General features: G+C 68.9%; 22 protein-coding genes. 20 read left to right on the top strand and 2 right to left on the bottom strand.

Going from position 1 to position 22,524, the window contains the following annotated elements; genetic code table 11:
* Positions 1-22: 22 nt before the first annotated feature.
* The 18 genes from MHN80_RS23930 (at position 23) to MHN80_RS23845 (ending at position 18,351) form a co-directional block, all read left to right on the top strand.
* Positions 23-1,147, top strand: a complete 1,125-nt coding sequence (locus MHN80_RS23930) for a glycosyltransferase family 4 protein (protein ID WP_101818781.1) — start codon at positions 23-25, stop codon at positions 1,145-1,147.
* Positions 1,147-1,692 (top strand): LemA family protein, encoded by a 546-nt coding sequence (locus MHN80_RS23925; protein WP_239403947.1) that lies wholly within the window; start codon positions 1,147-1,149, stop codon positions 1,690-1,692. The genes MHN80_RS23930 and MHN80_RS23925 overlap by 1 nt, the downstream gene beginning before the upstream one ends.
* 95 nt (positions 1,693-1,787) lie before the next feature.
* Complete coding sequence (pdxS, locus tag MHN80_RS23920) at positions 1,788-2,699, top strand: pyridoxal 5'-phosphate synthase lyase subunit PdxS (RefSeq protein WP_004018801.1); 912 nt, start codon at positions 1,788-1,790, stop codon at positions 2,697-2,699.
* 131 nt (positions 2,700-2,830) lie between these two features.
* Entirely contained in the window at positions 2,831-3,697 is an 867-nt protein-coding gene (locus tag MHN80_RS23915) for a PP2C family serine/threonine-protein phosphatase (protein ID WP_101818783.1), read from the top strand.
* An 11-nt stretch (positions 3,698-3,708) separates the two neighbouring features.
* On the top strand, positions 3,709-4,476 hold the full coding sequence (locus tag MHN80_RS23910) for an FHA domain-containing protein (RefSeq protein ID WP_239403946.1): 768 nt from the start codon (positions 3,709-3,711) through the stop codon (positions 4,474-4,476).
* A gap of 170 nt (positions 4,477-4,646) precedes the next feature.
* Positions 4,647-5,141: a LuxR C-terminal-related transcriptional regulator gene (locus MHN80_RS23905; RefSeq protein ID WP_101818785.1), complete on the top strand. Its 495-nt coding sequence runs from the start codon at positions 4,647-4,649 to the stop codon at positions 5,139-5,141.
* A gap of 64 nt (positions 5,142-5,205) precedes the next feature.
* Complete coding sequence (locus tag MHN80_RS23900) at positions 5,206-6,048, top strand: acyl-CoA thioesterase II (RefSeq protein WP_004018797.1); 843 nt, start codon at positions 5,206-5,208, stop codon at positions 6,046-6,048.
* On the top strand, positions 6,045-6,665 hold the full coding sequence (gene pdxT, locus MHN80_RS23895) for a pyridoxal 5'-phosphate synthase glutaminase subunit PdxT (RefSeq protein ID WP_064571788.1): 621 nt from the start codon (positions 6,045-6,047) through the stop codon (positions 6,663-6,665). The genes MHN80_RS23900 and pdxT overlap by 4 nt, the downstream gene beginning before the upstream one ends.
* Before the next feature lie 155 nt (positions 6,666-6,820).
* A complete protein-coding gene (locus tag MHN80_RS23890) occupies positions 6,821-7,576 on the top strand; it encodes a YebC/PmpR family DNA-binding transcriptional regulator (RefSeq protein WP_004018794.1) in 756 nt (251 codons plus the stop codon).
* A 104-nt stretch (positions 7,577-7,680) separates the two neighbouring features.
* The gene (gene ruvC / locus MHN80_RS23885) at positions 7,681-8,250 is read left to right on the top strand and encodes a crossover junction endodeoxyribonuclease RuvC (RefSeq protein WP_064571789.1); all 570 of its coding nucleotides are present in this window, start codon (positions 7,681-7,683) and stop codon (positions 8,248-8,250) included.
* On the top strand, positions 8,247-8,840 hold the full coding sequence (gene ruvA / locus MHN80_RS23880; RefSeq protein ID WP_239403945.1) for a Holliday junction branch migration protein RuvA: 594 nt from the start codon (positions 8,247-8,249) through the stop codon (positions 8,838-8,840). Before ruvC ends, ruvA begins: the two co-directional genes overlap by 4 nt.
* Positions 8,841-9,929, top strand: a complete 1,089-nt coding sequence (gene ruvB, locus MHN80_RS23875; protein WP_004018789.1) for a Holliday junction branch migration DNA helicase RuvB — start codon at positions 8,841-8,843, stop codon at positions 9,927-9,929.
* A gap of 149 nt (positions 9,930-10,078) precedes the next feature.
* Complete coding sequence (gene yajC / locus MHN80_RS23870) at positions 10,079-10,462, top strand: preprotein translocase subunit YajC (RefSeq protein WP_239403944.1); 384 nt, start codon at positions 10,079-10,081, stop codon at positions 10,460-10,462.
* Positions 10,463-10,714: 252 nt separating this feature from the next.
* Positions 10,715-12,340: a protein translocase subunit SecD gene (gene secD / locus MHN80_RS23865; protein ID WP_239403943.1), complete on the top strand. Its 1,626-nt coding sequence runs from the start codon at positions 10,715-10,717 to the stop codon at positions 12,338-12,340.
* Positions 12,337-13,533, top strand: a complete 1,197-nt coding sequence (gene secF, locus MHN80_RS23860) for a protein translocase subunit SecF (protein WP_004018786.1) — start codon at positions 12,337-12,339, stop codon at positions 13,531-13,533. Before secD ends, secF begins: the two co-directional genes overlap by 4 nt.
* Before the next feature lie 10 nt (positions 13,534-13,543).
* The gene (locus tag MHN80_RS23855; RefSeq protein ID WP_239403942.1) at positions 13,544-15,265 is read left to right on the top strand and encodes an ABC transporter substrate-binding protein; all 1,722 of its coding nucleotides are present in this window, start codon (positions 13,544-13,546) and stop codon (positions 15,263-15,265) included.
* Positions 15,266-15,281: 16 nt separating this feature from the next.
* Positions 15,282-15,857, top strand: a complete 576-nt coding sequence (locus MHN80_RS23850; protein WP_004018784.1) for an adenine phosphoribosyltransferase — start codon at positions 15,282-15,284, stop codon at positions 15,855-15,857.
* A 109-nt stretch (positions 15,858-15,966) separates the two neighbouring features.
* Positions 15,967-18,351, top strand: coding sequence for a bifunctional (p)ppGpp synthetase/guanosine-3',5'-bis(diphosphate) 3'-pyrophosphohydrolase (locus MHN80_RS23845; RefSeq protein ID WP_239403941.1), 2,385 nt, complete (start codon positions 15,967-15,969; stop codon positions 18,349-18,351).
* Positions 18,352-18,642: 291 nt separating this feature from the next.
* Here MHN80_RS23845 and MHN80_RS23840 read toward each other — a convergent pair whose 3' ends face one another.
* Positions 18,643-19,563, bottom strand: a complete 921-nt coding sequence (locus MHN80_RS23840) for a peptidylprolyl isomerase (protein WP_033203425.1) — start codon at positions 19,561-19,563, stop codon at positions 18,643-18,645.
* A 210-nt stretch (positions 19,564-19,773) separates the two neighbouring features.
* Here MHN80_RS23840 and MHN80_RS23835 point away from each other — a divergent pair, with 210 nt between their 5' ends.
* Together MHN80_RS23835 and hisS are read left to right on the top strand one after the other, a co-directional pair.
* Positions 19,774-20,514, top strand: a complete 741-nt coding sequence (locus MHN80_RS23835; RefSeq protein WP_239403940.1) for an MBL fold metallo-hydrolase — start codon at positions 19,774-19,776, stop codon at positions 20,512-20,514.
* The gene (hisS, locus tag MHN80_RS23830) at positions 20,511-21,776 is read left to right on the top strand and encodes a histidine--tRNA ligase (protein WP_004018779.1); all 1,266 of its coding nucleotides are present in this window, start codon (positions 20,511-20,513) and stop codon (positions 21,774-21,776) included. The genes MHN80_RS23835 and hisS overlap by 4 nt, the downstream gene beginning before the upstream one ends.
* Positions 21,777-21,791: 15 nt before the next feature.
* Here the strand turns inward: hisS and MHN80_RS23825 are convergent, their stop codons facing one another.
* A complete protein-coding gene (locus MHN80_RS23825) occupies positions 21,792-22,463 on the bottom strand; it encodes a TetR/AcrR family transcriptional regulator (RefSeq protein ID WP_004018778.1) in 672 nt (223 codons plus the stop codon).
* Positions 22,464-22,524 lie beyond the last annotated feature (61 nt).

The following is a 22,524-nucleotide window of genomic DNA, read 5'->3' as shown; positions in this document are numbered from 1 at the left end:
GAACGACGACCAGGGGAGTGCCATGCGTATCGGGATGATCTGCCCCTACTCCTTCGATGTGCCCGGCGGGGTGCAGGCCCACGTCACCGAACTCGCCGACGTCTTCCTCGACCGCGGTCACGAGGTGAGTGTGCTCGCCCCGGCCGCCCGCGACACCGACCTGCCGGAGTACGTCGTCCGGGCGGGGCCGGCACTGGCGATCCCGTACAACGGGTCGGTCTCCCGCGTGAACTTCAGTCCCAAGGGCTATCTCCGACTGCGACGCTGGGTCGCCGAGAACGGCTTCGACGTCCTGCACGTGCACGAACCGAATTCGCCGAGCATCTCGATGCTGTCGCTGATGGTGGCGTCCGGGCCGATCGTCACGACGTTCCACACAGCGACGTCGAAGTCGTTGTGGCTGAGTGTTTTCCAGGGAATCCTGCGGCCCTATCACGAACGGATCGCGGGCAAGATCGCCGTCTCCGAGCTCGCGCGCCGGTGGCAGATGGAATCGCTCGGCTCGGATGCCGTCGAGATCCCGAACGGCATCAACGTCGCGTCCTTCGCCGACGCGGAGCCCCTCGAGGGATATCCGCATCCCGGTGGGACGATCCTGTTCCTCGGTCGCTTCGACGAACCACGCAAGGGCATCGACGTGCTGATGCGCGCCCTGCCCGCGGTGGTGGAGAAGTTCCCGTATGTGCGGGTCCTCGTCGTCGGCGGCGGCAATCAGGCGGCGTTGCGCCGTCGGGCGGGCGCGCTCGCCGAGCATCTCGTGTTCCTCGGGCAGGTCGACGACGCGACCAAGGCGCGGGCGCTGGCTTCGGCCGACGTGTACTGCGCACCCAACCTCGGCGGCGAGAGCTTCGGCATCGTCCTGGTCGAGGCGATGGCGGCGGGTGCGGCGGTGATCGCCAGCTCGCTGAACGCTTTCCGCCGGGTCCTCGACGACGGCCGAGCGGGTCGGCTGGTCGAGACGGGTTCCCCCGATCAGCTCGCGGCGGGGCTCGTCGAGCTGCTGACCGATCCGGAAGCGCGCGCCGACCTCGTCGCCGCCGGCCGGATCCGCGCCGACAAATACGACTGGTCGCGGGTCGCCGATCAGATCCTCCGGGTCTACGACACCGTCACGGTGGGAGCCGGTCCGGTCGTGGTGTCGGACTGATGGCCACCTGGATCGTTCTCGGCGTGGTGGCCGTGCTGCTCGTGATGGGCTGGGCCTACCACACCGCGAACCGGCTCGACCGCCTCAACGTGCGGGTCGACCTCGCCCGTCAGGCGCTCGAGTCGAGTCTCGACCGTCGAGCGGTGGTCGTGCGTGCCGTCGCCGCCGAGATGATCGCGGGCGACGGTTCCGCGGGGTACCGCAAGCCCGTCGGCGACGACGTCGCCGCTCAGGCGCGCGAACTGGCGCTGCTGGCCGACCGGGCCGAGCGTGCGGCTCCGTCGGCGCGTGAGGACGCCGAGAACGCCGTGTCGGCCGCGCTGGCGCGCACCGACCCGAACCGTCGGTCCGCGGCGCTCGTCGTCGAGCTCGCCGATGCCGAGACGCGGGTGATGATGGCCCGTCGCTTCTACAACGACGCCGTCCGCGACACCAGAGCTCTCGCGCAACGGCGGCCCGTCCGGTGGCTCCGGCTCGGCGGACACGCCACGACCCCGGAGTACTTCGAGATCATCGAGCGCGTCACCCCAGGCCAGGCGGACTGACCCTCGTCGGGGGCGATCGGCCGCTCACCTAGACTGGTGGGCGTACCGACGCCGCGATCGCGGCTGGTCGAGACTGCGACACGAGGAGATCTTCAGTGAGTCACAACGGCGCGACCGTTCCCGAGGTCGGCCAGGGCACGGCCCGGGTCAAGCGTGGCATGGCAGAAATGCTCAAGGGCGGCGTGATCATGGATGTCGTGACCCCCGAGCAGGCGAAGATCGCCGAGGACGCCGGCGCGGTCGCGGTCATGGCCCTCGAGCGGGTGCCCGCCGACATCCGCGCCCAGGGTGGCGTGTCGCGGATGAGCGACCCGGACATGATCGACGGCATCATCGCCGCGGTCTCGATCCCGGTGATGGCCAAGGCCCGCATCGGTCACTTCGTCGAGGCGCAGGTCCTGCAGAGCCTGGGCGTGGACTACGTCGACGAGTCCGAGGTCCTGACCCCGGCCGACTACAGCAACCACATCGACAAGTGGGCGTTCACCGTGCCGTTCGTGTGCGGTGCGACCAATCTCGGTGAGGCCCTGCGCCGCATCACCGAAGGCGCGGCGATGATCCGCTCGAAGGGCGAGGCGGGCACCGGCGATGTGTCCAACGCGACCACGCACATGCGTCAGATCCGCGATCAGATCCGTCGGCTGACGTCGCTGCCGAAGGACGAGTTGTACGTCGCGGCAAAGGAATTGCAGGCGCCCTACGATCTCGTTGCCGAGGTTGCCGAGGCAGGCAAGCTGCCGGTCACGCTGTTCACCGCCGGCGGCATCGCCACCCCGGCCGACGCCGCGATGATGATGCAGCTCGGCGCCGAGGGCGTGTTCGTGGGATCGGGGATCTTCAAGTCGGGCAACCCGGCACAGCGCGCCGCGGCCATCGTGCAGGCGACCACCTTCCACGACGACCCGGACGTGCTGGCGAAGGTCTCGCGCGGTCTGGGCGAGGCGATGGTCGGCATCAACGTCGACGACATCCCGCAGCCGCACCGCCTCGCCGAGCGCGGCTGGTGACCGGTTCGACCGAATCGTAGGTGGTCAGACGGACCGCCGTCCGCCGCGGAGCCTCCGCCCAACACGCCCGAGACCGAACAGTCGACAGGCGTAGCGGGTCAAGGGCTCCGCGGCGGTAGTATCTGCTGATCATGGATGCGGCGACCATCGTTCGAGACGCTTCGGTCTCGGGCACACACATCGTGGGTGAATTGCGGCTCGAGTGGTCTGCCGCGTGCAACGTCGGACGAGTCCGCGAGACAAACGAGGACGCTGCGCTCGCGCTGCCGGGGATGTACCTGCTCGCCGACGGCATGGGCGGTCACGACAGCGGGGAGCTGGCCAGCGAGGCAGCGCTTCTCACCCTGTCGGAGGCCACCAGCGCGGGGGAGCTCAAGGCCACCCAGCTGCAGCTCGATGATCTGCTGCTCGCCGCCCAGCGTCGGATCGGGGAGATCGACACCGAGACCGAGCGTCGCGCGGGCACCACCGCGACCGGCGTCGTGCTCGTCACGCACGAGCAGAGCCCCCACTGGCTCGTGCTCAACATCGGCGACTCCCGGACCTACCGTTTCCAGAACGGGTCGCTCAACCAGCTCACCACCGACCACTCCCAGGTCCAGGAATTCATCGACGCCGGCTTCCTCACCCCCGAGCAGGCCCGCACCGACCCGCGTCGCAACGTGATCACCCGTGCGTTGGGCGCCGGCATGGTCGACCCGGTGGCCGACTACTCGAGCACCCCGGCTTTCCCGGGTGACGTGCTGCTGCTGTGCACCGACGGCCTGACCGGTGAACTGCCCGACGAGGAGATCGGCGACATCCTGCGCAACGCCGCGGATTCCCAACAGGCTGCCGAGCGGCTCGTCGACGCCGCGCTGGCACTCGGCGCGCACGACAATGTCACCGTGATCGTCGTGTCCGTCCACGAGTCGGTGCCGACCCTGACGATGCCCGCGCTCGACGGTTCGGCGCAGGGAGAGGCAGCCGGACAGGCTCCGGCACCCGACCCGAGCTGATCGGAGAGCAGATGACCACGGGGCAGGATCGAGCCGCGACCCCCGCAGAACCCGGCGACGCCGCGCTCGATGCCGGCGCAACCTACGTCGAGTACTGCGGCGAACGCATCGCCCTCGACGCCGATCGCCGATTCTTCATCGGTCGGGAAGCCGATCTGTCGATCGACGACAATCCCTACCTTCATCGTCGATTCCTGGTCATCCACAACGAGAACGGGCTGTGGTGGCTGACCAATCTGGGTACGCACCTGTCGGCCAGCGTGTCGGCGGGCGATGTCGGGTTCTCCGCGACGTTGGGTCCCGGCGCGCGGATGCCGCTCGTCTTCGGCGAGACGACCATCGTGTTCACCGCGGGCCCCACCACCTATGAACTGAGCCTGTTCGCCCGCGCGCCGCAGGTGAAGTCCGTGACCCGCCCGGAGTACAGCGGCGGTCACACCACCCAGGGCGTGCCGACGCTCACCGAGAGCCAGAAACTGCTCATCATCGTGCTGGCCGAGGAGATCCTCCGACGCGAGGGGACAGGGTCGAGTGCCATCCCGTCGTCGGCGCAGGCGGCCCGACGGCTGGGCTGGCCGCTGACCAAGTTCAACCGCAAGCTCGACAACGTCTGCGACAAACTCGATCAGCTCGGTGTGAGCGGAATGCGCGGCGGCGGAGGCAAACTCGCCAGCAATCGCCGGACCAAACTCGTGGAATACGCGGTGTCGTCGCGCATCGTCACCCGCGAGGACCTCCCGCTCATCGACGCCGAGGCGGCACGGAACGCCGAGGGCTGAGGTCGACTCTCCTTTGCACGCTGTTGACCTGCGGTTTCACCGTGGGTAGTTCTCCCCACGGGTAGGGGAGTTCTCCCCATCGACCAGCGGGCCATCAGCCCATAATCTTCATTTCATCGCCGGGAAGACCCGGAAGACCACCGGTTCGAATGAGTGAAGAGGAAGCACACATGACTGCGATTGCCCACCAGGCTCCCCAGCACCTGCGCTCGGTCAGCGCTCGTCGCGATGCGGAGGCCATCGCCCGCCGGAAGGAAGCCCTGGCGCGTCTCGCGGCCCGCCGGATGCCGTTGCCCGGCCACCAGATCCAGACGTCGCGTGCGGGTCAGCCGCTGGGTCTGGGACATCGACCGGGCCACCCCCACCTGCACCGGGCGGTCGCCGTGCCCGCCACCACCGACATCCCCGAGGTCGCCGCGGCACCGGCCGTCGACCGGGCGAAGCCCAACCTCACCTCACGCGAGGTCGAGGTGTTGCGCACCTGGATGCTCGTCGACTCCAAACCTGCTGTGGCACAGGAGCTCTACATCTCGCTCGGCACGGTCAACACCCACCTCACCCGTATCCGGGCCAAGTACGCCGAGATCGGCCGTCCGGCCCCGACCAAGGCGTCGCTGGTGGCCCGCGCCATCCAGGACGGGATCATGACGCTCGACGAGCTCTGATCGCGGAACGTCTGGCCGGCGGGCAGGGGAGTGTCCACCGGTCCGGTGCGCGATACTGGTCTGCGTGGCAGCCATCGAGGACATACTCCAGGTCGAGCAGATCGACAACGACATCTACCGTGGCGGTGCCTTCCCGAGTCGCCTGCAGCGCACTTTCGGCGGTCAGGTCGCAGGCCAGGCCCTGATGTCGGCGACCCGGACGGTGTCCGAGGAGTTCGACGTCCACTCGTTGCACGGCTACTTCCTTCGCCCCGGCGATCCGGACCGCCCGGCGGTGTTCCTCGTCGACCGCATCCGGGATGGACGATCCTTCGTGACCAGGCGGGTGACCGGAGTCCAGAACGGTGAGGCCATCTTCACCATGTCGGCGTCGTTTCACGTCCGCACCGACGAGGGCTACGAGCACCAGGACCGGATGCCGCCGGCGCCGCGCCCGGATGAGCTCGCCGACCGATCCGAGGAACTGAGTGAGAGCGAGCGCGCGGTCTTCCAGGAGTGGCGCAACTTCGACCTCCGCATCGTCCCGGCCGACAAGCTGGTCACGTCGCCCTATTTCGCTGCCCAGCAACGGGTGTGGTTCCGTTACCGACATCCGCTGCCCGATGACACGGTGTTCCACGTCGGCACGCTCGCCTACATGAGCGACATGACCCTGATCGGTTCGTCGCGCGTGCCGCATCCGGACTCCAAGCCGCAGGTGGCCTCCCTCGACCACGCCATGTGGTTCATGCGGCCCTTCCGCGCCGACGACTGGCTCCTCTACGACCAGACCTCGCCGTCGGCGGGAGCCGGACGTTCCCTCACCCAAGGGCGGATCTTCGACCTACAGGGACGACTCGTGGCCGCGGTCACCCAGGAGGGCCTGACCCGCACCGGGCGGCGCGACCCCGCCCGGACCGATCGGTGACCGCGACGAACCGGCCGCGTATCGGGGTCCTCGCGCTGCAGGGTGACGTCCGCGAGCACGTCCACGCGCTCGAGGCCAGCGGTGCCGACGCCATCGCCGTTCGTCGTCCGGCCGAGCTCGACGAGATCGACGGGATCGTCATTCCGGGCGGCGAGTCGACCACGATGAGCAAATTGCTCGGCATCTTCGACCTGTTCGACCCGCTCGCGGAGAAGCTGTCCGACGGGCTCCCGGCCTACGGGTCGTGCGCCGGCATGATCATGCTCGCATCCACGATCCTCGACACCCGACCGGACGCGCGGCACCTCGATGCCCTCGATGTGACGGTGCGCCGCAACGCATTCGGCCGCCAGGTCGAGAGCTTCGAGACCGATCTCGACTTCACCGGGATCACCGACGTCGAGGGTGCTGCGCCGATGCGCGCGGTGTTCATCCGCGCGCCGTGGGTGGAGACGATCGCCCCCGAGGTCGAGGTGCTGGCGCGCGTGCCCGACGGTCCGGCGGCCGGGCGGATCGTCGCGGTCCGTCAGGGAAACGTCCTCGCGACGTCGTTTCACCCAGAGGTGACCGGCGACCGGCGCGTACATGAATACTTCGTGGAGATGGTGCGTCGGTAAGATCGTGCCGAACCAGAGGTAGACCATGAGCCCGGCACGCCGGGCGCAACCAACAGGGCGCACAACAAGTTGGGCGGCCGAACAGAGGCAGGAGTGCGCCGGATGCGGGCTGCGGCCCGCCGCACGTGCCGGCGCCGGGAAAGGAATCGACGGACATGAGCGGCCACTCCAAATGGGCCACCACCAAGCACAAGAAGGCGGCCATCGACGCCAAGCGCGGCAAAATGTTCGCCAAGCTCATCAAGAACATCGAGGTGGCGGCACGGACCGGCGGCGGCGACCCGGCGGGCAACCCCACGCTGTTCGACGCCATCCAGAAGGCGAAGAAGTCGTCGGTCCCCAACGACAACATCGAGCGCGCGCGCAAGCGCGGCGGTGGCGAAGAGGCCGGCGGCGCCGACTGGCAGACCATCATGTACGAGGGCTACGGACCCAACGGTGTGGCCGTGCTCATCGAGTGCCTCACCGACAACCGCAACCGCGCGGCGGGCGAGGTCCGGACCGCGATGACGCGCAACGGCGGCAACATGGCCGACCCGGGCTCGGTGTCCTACCTGTTCACCCGCAAGGGCGTGGTGACGCTCGAGAAGAACGGGCAGAGCGAGGACGACGTGCTGATGGCTGTGCTCGACGCCGGTGCCGAAGAGGTCACCGATCTGGGTGAGTCCTTCGAGATCGTCAGCGAGCCAAGCGATCTGATCGCAGTCCGCAGCGCCCTGCAGGAGGCCGGGATCGACTATGACTCCGCCGAGGCGAGCTTCCGGGCGTCGGTCGAGGTGGCCGTGGACGCCGACGGCGCCCGCAAGGTGTTCAAGCTGATCGACGCGCTCGAGGACTCCGACGACGTCCAGAACGTCTACAGCAACGTCGACATCAGCGACGACGTCCTCGCCGAACTCGAGAACGACTGACCTCAGGACTCGGCCCGGTGTGTTGATCACCGGCGTTGTCCACCCGTCCCGATAGGATCTCGAACAGTTGTTCGCAACTGTCCGCGAGGCCTGGGAGGGTACGAGTGCGCGTCATGGGTGTCGATCCGGGTCTGACCCGGTGCGGTATCGCGCTGGTCGAGTCGGGGCGTGGGAGGTCGGTGACGGCGCTCGACGTCGACGTGGTGCGCACCCCGAGCGACATGGACCTCGCCGAGCGGTTGCTCGCCATCTACACCTCGGCGTGTCACTGGCTCGACGTCCACCAGCCCGACGTGGTCGCCATCGAACGCGTCTTCGCCCAGAACCAGGTGTCCACCGCGATGGGGACCGCGCAGGCCGGTGGCGTCATCGCGCTCGCCGCGTCGCAGCGCGATGTTCCGGTCCGCTTCCACACCCCCTCGGAGGTGAAGGCGGCCGTGACCGGAAGCGGGCGCGCCGACAAGGCGCAGGTGACCGCGATGGTCACCCGGATTCTCGGCATGCAGACCAAACCGCGTCCCGCTGACGCGGCCGACGCGCTCGCGCTGGCGATCTGTCACTGTTGGCGCGGACCGATGATGGAACGGATGGCCGCCGCGCAGAAGCAGGCCGACGCCGCCGCGGCCCGTCACCGCGCGCGGGTGGCCCAGGCACGAGAGGGGAGTCGCGCATGATCGCGTCAGTTCGCGGACCGGTGTTGGAGATCGCTCTCGACCATGCCGTGATCGATTGCGGGGGAGTGGGTTACCGCGTGCTCGCCACACCCGCGACGCTGTCCCGGCTTCGCCGGGGCGACGAGGCGACGCTGCTGACCTCGATGATCGTCCGCGAGGACTCGATGACGCTCTACGGCTTCACCGAGCCGGACGCCCGCGCCCTCTTCGCTCTGCTGCAGACGGTGACCGGTGTCGGCCCACGACTGGCGATGGCCACCCTCGCGGTGCTCGAACCGGATGCGCTGCGGCGAGCACTCGCGGAGTCCGACACCAAGGCCCTCACGTCCGTGCCCGGCATCGGCAAGCGGGTGGCCGAACGGCTCTGTGTCGAACTCCGGGACAAGGTCGACCGGCCCACCGGCGAGCCCGCGAGCGGTGTGACCGTCGTCGGCGGCATCCGAGAGCAGGTCGCCGAGGCCCTCGTCGGGCTGGGATTCACCGCGGGCCCCGCCGAGAAGGCGGTCACCGCGGTCCTCGCCGAACACCCCGGCGCCGATGCGTCGACGGCGCTCCGGCACTCGTTGTCGCTGCTGGGGAAGGCGTCCTAGATGTTCGACGACACCGATGACGTCGACGACCGGGACGTGAGCGCGACCCCGGTTCGCTCCGACGGCGATCTCGACGCGGGTCTGCGCCCGAAGTCGCTCGCCGACTTCATCGGGCAGCCGCGGGTCTGCGAGCAGCTCGAACTCGTTCTGCACGGTGCCAAGGGGCGTGGCGGCACACCCGACCACATTTTGCTGTCGGGTCCGCCAGGGCTCGGCAAGACGTCGCTCGCGATGATCATCGCCTCGGAGATGGGGGCCGCCATCCGGGTGACCTCGGGGCCGGCCCTGGAGCGCGCCGGCGACCTCGCGGCCATGCTGTCCAACCTCGTCGAGGGCGATGTGCTGTTCATCGACGAGATCCATCGCATCGCGCGTCCGGCCGAGGAGATGCTGTACCTCGCGATGGAAGACTTTCGCGTCGACGTCGTGGTCGGCAAAGGACCCGGTGCGACCTCGATCCCGCTCGACGTCGCGCCGTTCACGCTGGTCGGGGCGACGACCCGGTCCGGTTCGCTCACCGGGCCGCTGCGCGACCGGTTCGGATTCACCGCCCACATGGAGTTCTACGAACCCGACGAGCTCGTCCGGGTGCTTCATCGGTCGGCCGGGATTCTGGGCATGGAACTCCGCGGCGACGCCTCCGGCGAGATCGCTCGCCGCTCGCGGGGCACGCCCCGTATCGCGAACAGGCTGCTACGCCGGGTCCGTGACTACGCCGAGGTGCGCGGCGACGGCTCGATCACCGTGGACGTCGCCCGCGCGGCGCTCGCGGTCTACGACGTCGACGAACTCGGTTTCGACCGGCTCGACCGAGCCGTGCTCGACGCCCTGATCCGTGCCTTCGGCGGCGGACCGGTCGGCGTGTCGACGCTGGCCGTGGCGGTCGGCGAGGAGCCGGCCACCGTCGAGGAGGTCTGCGAACCGTTCCTGGTGCGCGCCGGGATGATCGCCCGGACGCCCCGCGGGCGGGTCGCCACCGCCGCCGCCTGGCATCACCTCGGTCTCACCCCACCGGCGGGTGCGATGAACGCCACCTTCGGCGTGCGTCCGCGCGACGTCGGCGCGGAGACGTTGTTCGACGACCTCTGACCACACCGGCACCACCTGCGGGGATGACCTCCGCGCAAGACGTGGCACACTGTGTGGAGCACAGCTGAGCTGATGCTGCCCGGATCACCTCCGGACAGGCCGCTCGCTCACGCCGTACATCCCGATACCCAAAGGACTGACTCGCACTCATGGACGCTCTGCTCTTCCCGCTCCTGCTCGCCCTGCTGGCCGGCTTCATGTTCCTGTCGATGCGGAAGCAGAAGAAGCGTGTGGCCGAGATGCAGGAGATGCAGAACTCGGTGTCCACCGGAACCCGCGTCCAGCTGACCTCCGGCCTCTTCGGCACCGTGATCGATGCGAGTTCGCCCGACGTCGTCGACGTCGAGATCGCGACCGGCGTGGTCACCCGCTGGAACCGGCTCGCGGTCATGCGCGTGGTCCCGACCGACGAGGCCGCCGCCACCTATGCGGGTCACGTCGCCCCGGACATCCCGGCCGACGACTACGACGACGTCGACTCGGTCAGCCTGGACAAGCCTGCCGCCGACGACGCGCGCGACACCGACAAGTAAGCCGAATCCGCGCCGCGTCGATTCTGCGACGCGGCGCGCCCACCTGCCCGCACGGCCGCGTCGTACGCGGCTCCGGCGGGACCTGGCCGCGGGCCGGTGGTGGGTCGTGCCGGTCGTGATGCCCGTCGGCCGGTTGACGCTCTCAAGGAGACCTGAACAGCTGTGACAACTCCCTCTCGGACTTCGGGGAAGGGCCGGACTGCAGGGAAGCGGTCGCGACCGGCTCGAGAGATCCCGCCGTGGCGCCCGCTCGTGGCCTTCATCGGCCTGCTCGCGGTCGTGTACGGCCTGATCTTCTTCACCGGACCCCAGACCATCGAACCGAAACTCGGCATCGATCTGCAGGGCGGTACGCGGGTCACGCTGACCGCGCGGACCGAAGACGGGCAGGCGGCGACCCGAGAGCAGCTCGACCAGGCGAAGCAGATCATCGAGCAGCGTGTGAACGGCCTCGGTGTCTCCGGTTCCGAGGTCGTCGTCAGCGGCGACAACCTGATCATCACGGTTCCCGGCCAAGACGGTGCGCAGGCCAAGTCGCTGGGCCAGACGGCGCGCCTGTACGTCCGGCCGGTGGTCGGGCAGCCGGCCATGGCGACCCCGCAACCCCCGAAGCCCGAGAGTGCCGACGACCAGGCCGACGCCCTGCCCACCGAGGCCGCAGCCGCCGCAATCGACGAGCAGCGCAGACTGCGCCAGGCGCCGGCGAACGCGACCCCGCAGCAGCTCGAGGCACTGCAGCAGCAGATGGCGAAGATGGACTGCTCGCCGACGGCGAACGATCCGCTGCTGGGCAACGATCGCCCCGACCAGTACCTCGTGGCCTGTTCGACCGACGGCTCGGAGGTCTACCTCCTGGGCCCGGAGATCATCGACGGTCGCGACATCAAGAACGCCAACGCCGGTACCGATCCGCAGACCGGCGAATGGGTGGTGACCCTGGAATTCGAGGGTGAGGCCGCCAACTTCTGGCCTCGGTACACCGCCGAACAGGCACCCAACCGGACCCAGACCGCGTTCACGCTCGACTCGCGCGTCGTCTCGGCACCGGCGATCAACGAGCCCATCCCGGGTGGTCAGACGCGGATCAGCGGCGGTAGCGCCAGCCCGTTCACCGAATCGTCGTCGAACGAGCTCGCGAACGTGCTGAAGTACGGCTCGCTGCCGCTCTCGTTCACCGCGTCGGACGCCGAGACGATCTCGGCGACACTGGGTCTCGCCTCGCTGCAGGCGGGCCTCATCGCCGGACTGGTCGGCCTGATCGCGGTCTTCATCTACGCCCTGGCCTACTACCGAATGCTCGGCATCCTCACGGTGCTGTCGCTGGTCCTGGCCGGCGCCATGGTCTACGGCATCATCGTCCTGCTCGGCCGCTGGATCGGATTCACACTCGACCTGGCCGGTATCGCGGGTCTGATCATCGGTATCGGTATGACCGCCGACTCCTTCGTCGTCTACTTCGAGCGAATAAAGGACGAGATGCGCGAGGGGCGCAGCTTCCGGTCCGCGGTGCCCCGCGGCTGGGCGAGCGCGCGCCGCACCATCTGGTCCGGCAACGCGGTGAGCTTCATCGCCGCCGCCGTCATCTACGTCCTGGCGATCGGCGAGGTCCGCGGCTTCGCGTTCACGCTGGGTCTCACCACGATCCTCGATGTCATGGTCGTGTTCCTGGTCACCCACCCGCTGGTCGTCTACGCGAGCCGCTCGACGTTCCTGTCGAAACCGAGCGTCAACGGCCTCGGAGCGATCAGCGAGGTCGCCCGCCAGCGTCGCGTCGCGGCACACCGACAGGCGAGTGCTGCCCCCGACGGCACGCCCGCTGGCACCGCGGACGCCGACGACACCACTGATGCCACTCGGGAGAAGGGGACGGTGCGATGACCGGGCCGGACAACAAGGCAGCCGGCGACTCGGCCGTTCTCGACGCCGACAAGGCCCAGCCCGGCGCGGACGCCGACTTCGTCGCCGATCGCAACCGCTCGTTCCTGTCCCGGCTCTACACCGGTACCGGTGCGTTCCAGATCGTCGGGCGTCGGCGCATGTGGTACGGCGTGACCGCCGCGATCCTGCTGATCTGCCTGGCCTCGATCGGAATCCGTGGGTTCACCCTGGGCATCGACTTCGAGGGCGGCACCCAGATGTCGGTACCGGTGGCCTCCTCGGAGATCACCGCGGAGTCGGTGGAGAAGGTCGTCGCCGACACGCTGGGCGAGGCTCCCGAGTCGGTGCAGACCGCGGGTGCCGGCGGCAGCCAGACGGTCCAGGTGCGCACCGAGACACTCGATCTCGCCCAGGCGGAGTCGGTGACGCGTGCGTTGGCCGACGAGTTCGGACCGGAACTCGCGCCCGCCGAGGTGAGCATCTCGGATGTGAGCTCCACGTGGGGCAGTGAGATCACCGAGCGAATGCTGATCGCGCTGGTGGTCTTCCTGGTCATCGTCTTCGTGTACATCGCGGTGCGGTTCGACCGGGAGATGTCGATCGCGGCGATGGGGTCGCTGTTCTTCGACCTGATCGTCACCGCCGGGATCTATTCGCTGGTCGGCTGGGAGGTCACGCCGGCAACGGTCATCGGTCTGCTCACCATCCTCGGCTTCTCGATCTACGACACGGTGGTCGTGTTCGACAAGGTCTCGGAGAACACCCGCTCGGTCCTGCAGACAACCCGCCGCACGTACGCCGAACAGGCCAACCTCGGCGTCAACCAGACGCTGATGCGATCGATCAACACCACCGTCATCTCGGTGTTGCCGATCATCGCGCTGATGGTCATCGCGGTCTGGCTGCTCGGTGTCGGCACACTCAAGGACCTCGGTCTGATCCAGCTCGTCGGTGTCCTGGTCGGTACCTTCTCGTCGGTCTTCCTCGCGGCGCCGCTCCTGGCGACCCTGAAGGAACGTCGCCCCGAGATCGCCCGCCACACCGACAAGGTGCTCAAGCGTCGCGCCGCGGTCGAGGCCGGTGCGCCGGTCGGCGACGCGCGTCCCGTCCGGACCCAGCGACGAGGCGAGACCGTCGAGACCGACGAGGCGGACCGCGCGGTCCCGACCGGCAAACGCCGCCGGAACCGCTAGTCTCTCCGACGTGATCGTTCGGCGCCGGGAGTTCGTCAGGGTCCTGAGCCTCCTTGTCGGGGTCGTCTCGGTCGCCGGGCTGCTGACGGCATGCGGCGACGACGGGCCCCCGACCATCGACTACGTCGTCGACGCCCGGATCTCGACCTACAACGCGAACACGGTGGGCGGCAACGCCGACGGCGTGCTGATGGCGACCACCCGGTTGCTGCCCGGGTTCAGTCTGCTGGGCCCGGCCGGTCAGGTGATCCCCGATCGGGACGTCGGCACGGTCACCCAGGTCCCCGGCCGGTCGCCGACCCTGCGCTACGAATTCCGTCCCGAGGCGACCTTCTCCGACGGGGTGGCCCTCGATTGCGACGATCTCCTGCTGGCCTGGGCGGCGATGAGTGGACGGATGCCCGGCTTCACCCCGGCGACCACCGCGGGATACCGGGACATCGAGTCGGTGGACTGCGCGGCAGGCGACAAGAGCGCGACGGTGACCTTCGCGCCCGGGCGTGAGTACCGCAACTGGCTCTCCCTCTTCGGCGCCGGCACACTGATGCCGGCGCACGTCGTGGCCCGCGTGGCCGGACTGTCCGACGTCATCGACCCGATCCGGGCAATGGACCGGGCCGCCGTCGGACGCATCGCCGATGCGTGGAACACCGGATTCGATCTGGGTTTCGGCCCCGTCGATCACGCGCACTACCCGGCGTCGGGTCCCTACCGCATCGACCGGTATTCGCGATCGGGCGGGCTCGTCCTGGTGTCCAACGACAAATGGTGGGGTGACAAGCCCGAGACCTCGCGCATCGTCGTCTGGGGACGCGGTACCGACGCCACCCGCCGGCTCCCCGACGGACGGTTCGACGTCGTCGACGTGACGGCGGGCCTCGTCGACGGTGATGTCGCCGGATCCGCGGGTGCAGCCGGGCCGGCCTCGCCGGCGCGCGCGCTCGGCGTCGAAGAACTCGTCCTGGCCGGCCGCGGCGTGTTCGGCGACGTCCGCACGCGACGGGCGTTCGCCTCGTGTGTGCCGCGCGCCGACCTGGCGCGCGACTTCGGCGGAGGTGCGCAGGTCTGGAATCTGCGGGTGCTCTCTCCCGCCGACAACCTCGCCGGCCAGATGAACACCGAATTCGGTCAGGCCTACCAGCGACCCGACATCGAACGGGCGCGGGGACTCGTGCGGGCGGCGACCGGCCAGGGCGAGGATTCGGCCACCGGTGACACGACAACCTCGGCCGTCGCGACCCGGACGGTGCGCATCGGCTACGTCGCGCCGACACCACGGTGGCAGCAGATGACCGCGGCGATCGCGGCGTCGTGTCGCGGCGCGGGCCTCGCGGTCGAAGACGTGTCGTCACCGGACATCGGACCCGACGCGCTCGGCCGCGACGCCGACGTCCTGATCGTCGCCGGTGGCGCGTCGTTCGCGGCGGCCGGCGCCGCCGACCCGAGCCGCGACGCCTACGCCCTGCGCGGCGGGGACCCGTTGAACTTGTCCGGAATCCGGGAACCGATGGTGAGTCGAGGGGTCGATCAGCTCGCGACGACGGTCTCGGCGCCCGACCGGCTGCGTCTGGCGCGGTCCATCGAGAACGCGACCTGGTCGACGATGCCGTCAGTGCCCCTCTTCGCGGCACCGCGGGTGCGGCAATGGAAGGATCGGGTGGGCAACGTGGTGGCCGGGATGGGCCGCGACGGCACCGGATGGAACATGGATCGGTGGACGATCCGTGGCTGAGCAGGGGAGTGAACCGATGGGTGGTGTCGTGCCCGAACGTACGGCGGAGGCGGTCTCGCGAGCACGGGCGGCCATCGCCGAACACGCTCGCCTCGTGGACGACTTCCCGGCTCCCGGAATCGCATTCAAAGACCTGACCCCGGTACTCGCCGACCCGGAGGGGCTGTCGACGATCGTCACTGCGCTGACCCACGGTTGCTCCTCGATCGATCTCGTGGCCGGCATCGATGCGCGCGGCTTCCTGCTGGGCGGTGCGGTCGCACGTGAGCTCGAGGTCGGGGTGCTCGCGGTCCGCAAGGGAGGCAAACTCCCGCCGCCGGTCATCGCCGTCGACTACAGCCTCGAATACGGGCAGGCGACGCTCGAGATCCCGGCGAACGGCCTGAACCTGACCGGCCGTCGTGTGCTGCTCGTCGACGACGTGCTCGCGACCGGGGGGACCGCGGTGGCCGCGGCCGAATTGCTGCACCGCGCCGGTGCGCAGGTCGTCGGGGTCGCGGTGATCATGGAGCTCGCCGGTCTCGGCGGCCGGGACACGATCGCCCGGGGTCTCGGACCGGACGTTCCCGTCCACGCGGTCGCGTCGGACTGACGGCGTCGACACGGTGACGGCTGGACCGCGACTAGAATCGTCTGAGCCCGCCCGGGCAGGCGCGATGGGCTCATCGTGTGTCGACAGACAACCGTGAGGAGGACCGCTGATGCCCGATGAATCCGACACGGCGCAGCGCGGCGTGACCCCCGCGGAGAACGCCGGGACGACGCCCGAGAGCGCCGACCGGCCGGTCGGCGGCACGGGTGCGGTGGGTTCCATCCAGCCGGGCGCGTCCGCCTCGGCGTCGCGCCGGGTGCGCGCACGCCTCGCGCGCCGCATGACCGCGACCCGCAGCCAGGTCCGCCCCGTCCTCGAACCGCTGGTCACCCTGCACCGCGAGATCTACCCGAAGGCTGATGTCGCGCTGCTCCAGCGCGCCTACGACGTCGCCGACGAACGGCACAGCGGGCAGAAGCGCAAGTCCGGCGATCCCTACATCACCCATCCGCTGGCGGTCGCCACGATCCTCGCCGATCTGGGCATGGACACCACCACGCTCATCGCGGCACTCCTGCACGACACGGTGGAGGACACCGGCTATTCCCTGCAGGCACTGGAGAAGGATTTCGGGCCGGAGGTGGCCCACCTCGTCGACGGCGTGACCAAACTCGACAAGGTCGCCCTCGGCAGTGCGGCCGAGGCCGAGACCATCCGCAAGATGATCATCGCGATGGCGCGCGACCCCCGCGTTCTCGTCATCAAGGTGGCCGACCGACTGCACAACATGCGCACGATGCGCTTCCTGCCGCCGGAGAAGCAGGCCCGAAAAGCTCGCGAGACGTTGGAAGTCATTGCGCCACTGGCACATCGACTCGGTATGGCGACGGTCAAGTGGGAGCTCGAGGACCTGTCCTTCGCCATCCTGCATCCCAAGCGGTACGAGGAGATCGTCCGGCTCGTCGCCGATCGCGCACCGTCCCGCGACACCTACCTCGCCCGCGTGCGCGCCGACATCAACAACGCGCTCGCCGGCGCGCGCATCAACGCCACCGTCGAAGGGCGTCCGAAGCACTACTGGTCGATCTATCAGAAGATGATCGTCAAGGGTCGCGACTTCGACGACATCCACGACCTGGTCGGCATGCGCATCCTCTGCGAGGAGGACCGCGACTGCTATGCCGCCGTCGGCGTGGTGCACTCGCTGTGGCAGCCGATGGCAGGTCGCTTCAAGGACTACATCGCCCAGCCGCGATTCGGTGTGTACATGTCGTTGCACACCACCGTGATCGGTCCCGAGGGAAAACCCCTCGAGGTGCAGATCCGCACGCACGAGATGCACCGCACCGCCGAGTTCGGGATCGCCGCGCACTGGCGTTACAAAGAAAACGGTTACCGCAAGTCGGGCAAGAAGTCGGACACCGCCGAGATCGACGACATGGCCTGGATGCGTCAGCTGCTCGACTGGCAGCGGGAGGCCGCGGACCCGGGTGAGTTCCTCGAGTCGCTGCGCTACGACCTCGCCGTCCGCGAGATCTTCGTGTTCACCCCGAAGGGCGACGTGATCACGCTGCCCGCCGGGTCGACGCCGGTCGATTTCGCCTACGCGGTGCACACCGAGGTCGGTCACCGCTGTATCGGCGCGCGCGTCAACGGCCGGCTGGTCGCGCTGGAACGCACGCTCGAGAACGGCGAGGTCGTGGAGGTGTTCACCTCCAAGGCCCCGACCGCGGGCCCGTCGAAGGACTGGCAGACCTTCGTGGTCTCGCCGCGCGCCAAGGCCAAGATCCGGCAGTGGTTCGCCAAGGAGCGCCGCGAAGAGGCCCTCGAGGCAGGCAAGGACGCCATCGCCAAGGAGGTCAGACGCGGCGGACTGCCACTCCAGCGGCTCCTCAGCGCGGAATCGATGTCGGCGATCGCGCGCGAACTGCGCTACACCGACGTGACCGCGCTGTACACCGCGGTCGGCGAGAACCATGTCTCCGCACGGCATGTCGTCAACCGGCTGGTCGCGTCACTGGGTGGCATCGAGGACGCCGAAGAAGCGATCGCCGAGCGGTCGACACCGTCGACGATGCCGACGCGGTCGCGGCAGGGCGGCGACGCCGGTGTGATGGTCGACGGCATCGACAACGTCGTGATCAAGCTCGCCAAGTGCTGCACCCCGGTACCCGGCGACGACATCCTGGGGTTCGTGACGCGCGGCGGCGGGATCAGCGTGCACCGCACCGACTGCACCAACGCCGAATCGCTGCGCCAGCAGGAGGAACGCATCCTCGACGTGTCGTGGGCCCCGTCGCCGGAATCGGTGTTCCTTGTGGCGATCCAGGTGGAAGCGCTCGACCGGCACCGTCTGCTGTCGGATGTGACCAAGGTGCTCGCCGACGAACGCGTCAACATCCTGTCCGCGTCGGTCACGACGAGCCGCGACCGGGTCGCCATCAGCAAGTTCACCTTCGAGATGGGCGACCCGAAGCACCTCGGCCACGTCCTCAACGTCGTGCGCAACGTCGAAGGTGTCTACGACGTCTATCGGGTGACCTCGGCCGCCTGATCGCGACGCGGGGGGTCGGGCCCGCGACCGGCAGACTTCACCTCGACCGACAGACTTCGGTCGAAGTCTAGGAGTCGAGTTGAAGTCTGTCGGTCACTGAATCGGGGACATCGGGGAAGGTCTTTCGTGGCCCACGACGGTCGCCAGGCCGGGTCGCTTCGCTCGCACCTCAGGGAGCAATGGCGGGCCGCTTCTCTCGGATTGGAGAGCAGAGGTGGGTTGCTTCCGAAAGCGTTGGCCGCCAACACTCCTCGCACCGCAGCGAGCGGCGGCTCGTCGACATAGGTCGGCCTAGTTGATGGTGGCCGTCTCGATGGTCACGGGGAGCTTGGGCTCGCCGTCGCCCGGTTGGCTGCCGACCGGTCCGGGGTTGATGCCGCCGGCGTAGACCTTGTCGAGCACCGCGAGTCCGGGCTCGTCGACCTTGCCGACGATCGAGTAGTCCGGGCCGAGCTGGCTGTCGTTGATGACGATGAAGAGCTGGCTCGAGCCGGTGTTCGGATTCTGACCGCCCTGGCTGCTGTTGGCGATCGCGATCGTGCCGCGCGGGTAGGTGACGGGCGCGGAACCGGTCTGCGGATCGGGTTGTCCGGCGGGCTGCAGGTCGGTCGGCGGCTCGTCCGGGCTCGTCCAGCCGGGCCCGCTCATGCCGGTTCCGGTGGGGTCGCCACACTGCAGGATCTTCAGCGTCTCGCTGGTGGTCATGCGGTGACAGGTCGAGTCGTCGTAGAACTTGTTCTCGATCAGGGAGGTGACCGCCGCGGTGTTGCACGGGGCGCCGTCGCGTTCGAGCGTGATCGGCAGGGTGCCCTGGGTGGTGACGAAGGTGGCCTGTTCGGTGCCCGACTTGAGGACCCGTTCGTCCGGCTTGGGGGAGGTCCGCTCGTTCTTGGCGGCAGCCTTCAGCTCGTCGAGCTCGGCCTGGTACTGCGGCCGCTGCTCGGCCGGGACGGTGTCCGGCACCTGGTCGGGCAGCTGGTCGAAGCGGCTCGGGGAGTCCTCGTAGGCGCAGGTCGTCCAGCGGGCGGCCTCGCGGTCGTCCATGATCTTCTTCACCACGACGGCTGTCACGCCCGCGACGACGGCCACCACGACCGCGGTCGAGACGGAGGCGATGACGATCTTCCGCTTGCGCCGGGCGCGTCGCTCGGTCTCGAGGCGTTCTTCGAGCTTCCGCTTCGCCGCCTCACGGCGCTCCTCATTGGTGGACACGCGGGTGAATCCTCCTGAATCCCGGCACTCCAGTGCCGACGGTCTGCCGGCATGGGTGTGCCGACATCGTCGTGGATGTCACTTACTCGGGGGCAAGTGTGCCAGTTGTACCTGAGAACAGGGTGCGGCGGGTGGCGAGCCATGCCGCCTACGCAACAATGGACATCGACGTGTGCGCGTCGTCCTGTCCGTGCCGACCCGAGGAGCATCATGCTCATCACCGGATTTCCCGCCGGGATGTTCCAGACGAACTGTTACATCGTCGCCGCCGAGGCGGGATCGGACGCGGTGATCATCGACCCGGGTCAGGACGCGGCGCCCCGGGTGCGCGAATTGCTCGCCGAACACGACCTCACCCCGGTGGCGGTTCTCCTCACCCACGGTCATCTCGACCACACCTGGAACGCGACGGAGCTCTGCGACGAGTACTCCATCCCGGCCTACATACACCCCGCGGACCGTCCGATGCTCGCCGACCCCGGTCTGGGAATCGGGCGGGCCCTGGGCGCGATGATCGGAGACGAGGTGTTCACCGAGCCGGAGAAGGTGATCGACTTCGCCGACGGCGAGCCGGTGGAACTGGCCGGGATCTCGTTCTCGGTCGATCTCGCGCCCGGACACACGCAGGGTTCGGTGCTGCTCGGCGTCGAGGTCGACGTCCCGGACGAGGCCCGCGACCAGGCCGGAGCCGACACGCCCGCGGTCGTCGGGGTCTGCTTCGTCGGTGACGTACTCTTTGCCGGGTCGATCGGACGGACGGATCTGCCCGGTGGCAACCATCAGCAGTTGCTCGACTCGATCGCGGCGAAACTGCTGCCGCTGCCCGCGGAGACACTGGTGCTGCCCGGGCACGGACCCCAGACCACGATCGGCCAGGAGAGCGCGAGCAATCCCTTCCTGGCCGGACTCGACAGCGAGAGCACACGACCGAAGGGACGACACGGACTGTGAGCGGAGCATTTCAGGCCCCCCGGGGCATCCCGGACTACTTCCCGCCGAACTCGGCGGACTTCCGGAGGGTCCGGGACACGCTCACCGACGCGGCGCGTCGTGCCGGCTACGGCCACATCGAGTTGCCGGTGTTCGAGGACACCGCACTGTTCGCGCGTGGGGTCGGCGAGTCGACCGATGTGGTGAGCAAGGAGATGTACACCTTCGCCGACCGCGGCGACCGGTCGGTGACGTTGCGTCCGGAGGGCACCGCCGGTGTGGTGCGTGCGGTCATCCAGCACGGACTCGACCGTGGTCAGCTGCCGGTGAAGGTCTGCTACGCCGGGCCGTTCTTCCGATACGAGAAACCGCAGACCGGTCGTTACCGTCAGCTGCAGCAGGTCGGGGTCGAGGCGATCGGCGTCGACGACCCGGCGCTCGACGCCGAGGTCATCGCGATCGCCGACGAGGGTTATCGGCGCCTCGGTCTGACGGGGTTCCGGCTCGAGATCACCTCGCTCGGTGACGACGAGAGCCGTCCGCGGTATCGAGAAGCGTTGCAGGAGTTCTTGTTCGGTCTCGACCTCGACGAGGCGACCCGTATGCGCGCCGAGATCAACCCGCTGCGGGTCCTCGACGACAAGCGTCCCGAGATCAAGGCGGCGACCGCGGGTGCACCGCTGCTCATCGACTACCTGTCCGAGGACGCCAAGGCGCACTTCGATCTCGTGCTCGCGCACCTCGACCGACTCGGGGTGGTCTACGAGATCAATCCGCGCCTCGTCCGCGGGCTGGACTATTACACGAAGACCACGTTCGAATTCGTCCACGACGGGCTCGGTGCGCAGTCGGGCATCGGCGGCGGCGGCCGCTATGACGGACTGATGCGACAGCTCGGCGCCAAGCAGGACCTCTCCGGTATCGGATTCGGGATCGGCGTCGACCGCACCATGCTCGCGCTGGAAGCCGAGGGTGTGGCGGGCACCGAGGCGGCTCGCTGCCAGGTCTTCGGAGTGCCGCTCGGCACGGCGGCAAAGGCCGAACTCGTCGGCGTCGCAGGCGCTTTGCGCGCCGCCGGGATCAGCATCGATCTCGCCTACGGCGATCGTGGCCTCAAGGGCGCGATGAAGGCGGCCGACCGCTCGGGGGCACGCCTGGCTCTGGTGCTCGGCGAGAACGAACTCGCCGAGCGGCAGCTGGAGATCAAGGACCTGAGCAACGGTGAACAGCACCGGGTGGCTCTCGACGAGGTCGTCGCCGAGGTCGGTCGCCTGCTGGGCTGAGCCGCCCGGCCCGGATCACTCCACCCTGCCGGACTCCAGTCGTGCGCGGGCGAGTTCGCTCGCGGCGGTACCCAGCGCGAGCCACAGGGCGCTGATGTCGTCGACGAGATCGGCCCGGGAGACCGGCAGGGTCCCCTCGGCCCACGCGAGGATCGCCTGGGCGCTTCCCCCGATCACGAAGGCGGGGGCGGTCCGCGCCAGCGAGTCGGCCTCGAGTTCGACGTCGTGGATGGTCCGTGCGTGCTCGATCAGCACGGCGGTCAGACCCGTCATCGCCTCGGTGCGCCGTTCATCCGCGGCGGGGGTCCCGGCCGCACCGCCCAGCAGGATCCGCGCCTTGCGTCGGTCGGTGCCCAGGACGCCGACGACCGCGTCGACGGCACCGCGGGCCTGGTCGGCGAGCGGACGGTCGAGGAGGCCGAGGTAGGCGCCGACCGCCGCCTGGACCACCTCGCCGGAGATGTCGTCGATCACCGCATCGGCCAGGGCGTCGAGATCCGGAAAACTCTCGTAGAAGTAGCGCTTGTTGAGTTGCGCGTCGGTGCAGAGACCCGCGACCGTCGCGGCCCGCCACCGACCGTCGGACATCACCGTCGACGCGGCATCGACGAGAGCAGCGCGCCGTCGCGCCGTCCGTCCGGCCGCAGATTCGCCGCCATAGCTGCGGTCGGTGCTGGTCGAACTCACCGGCTCATCCTTCCATCCCTCCACACGGGAGCGGCCATTGACAGCCCGCACTCCATCTGGC

Origin of the sequence: Gordonia sp. McavH-238-E, assembly GCF_022348225.1 — a bacterium.
GTDB lineage: Bacteria > Actinomycetota > Actinomycetes > Mycobacteriales > Mycobacteriaceae > Gordonia > Gordonia terrae.
The sequence above is the reverse complement of the archived record's forward strand: the minus strand, read 5'-3'. Positions and strand labels throughout refer to the sequence as shown.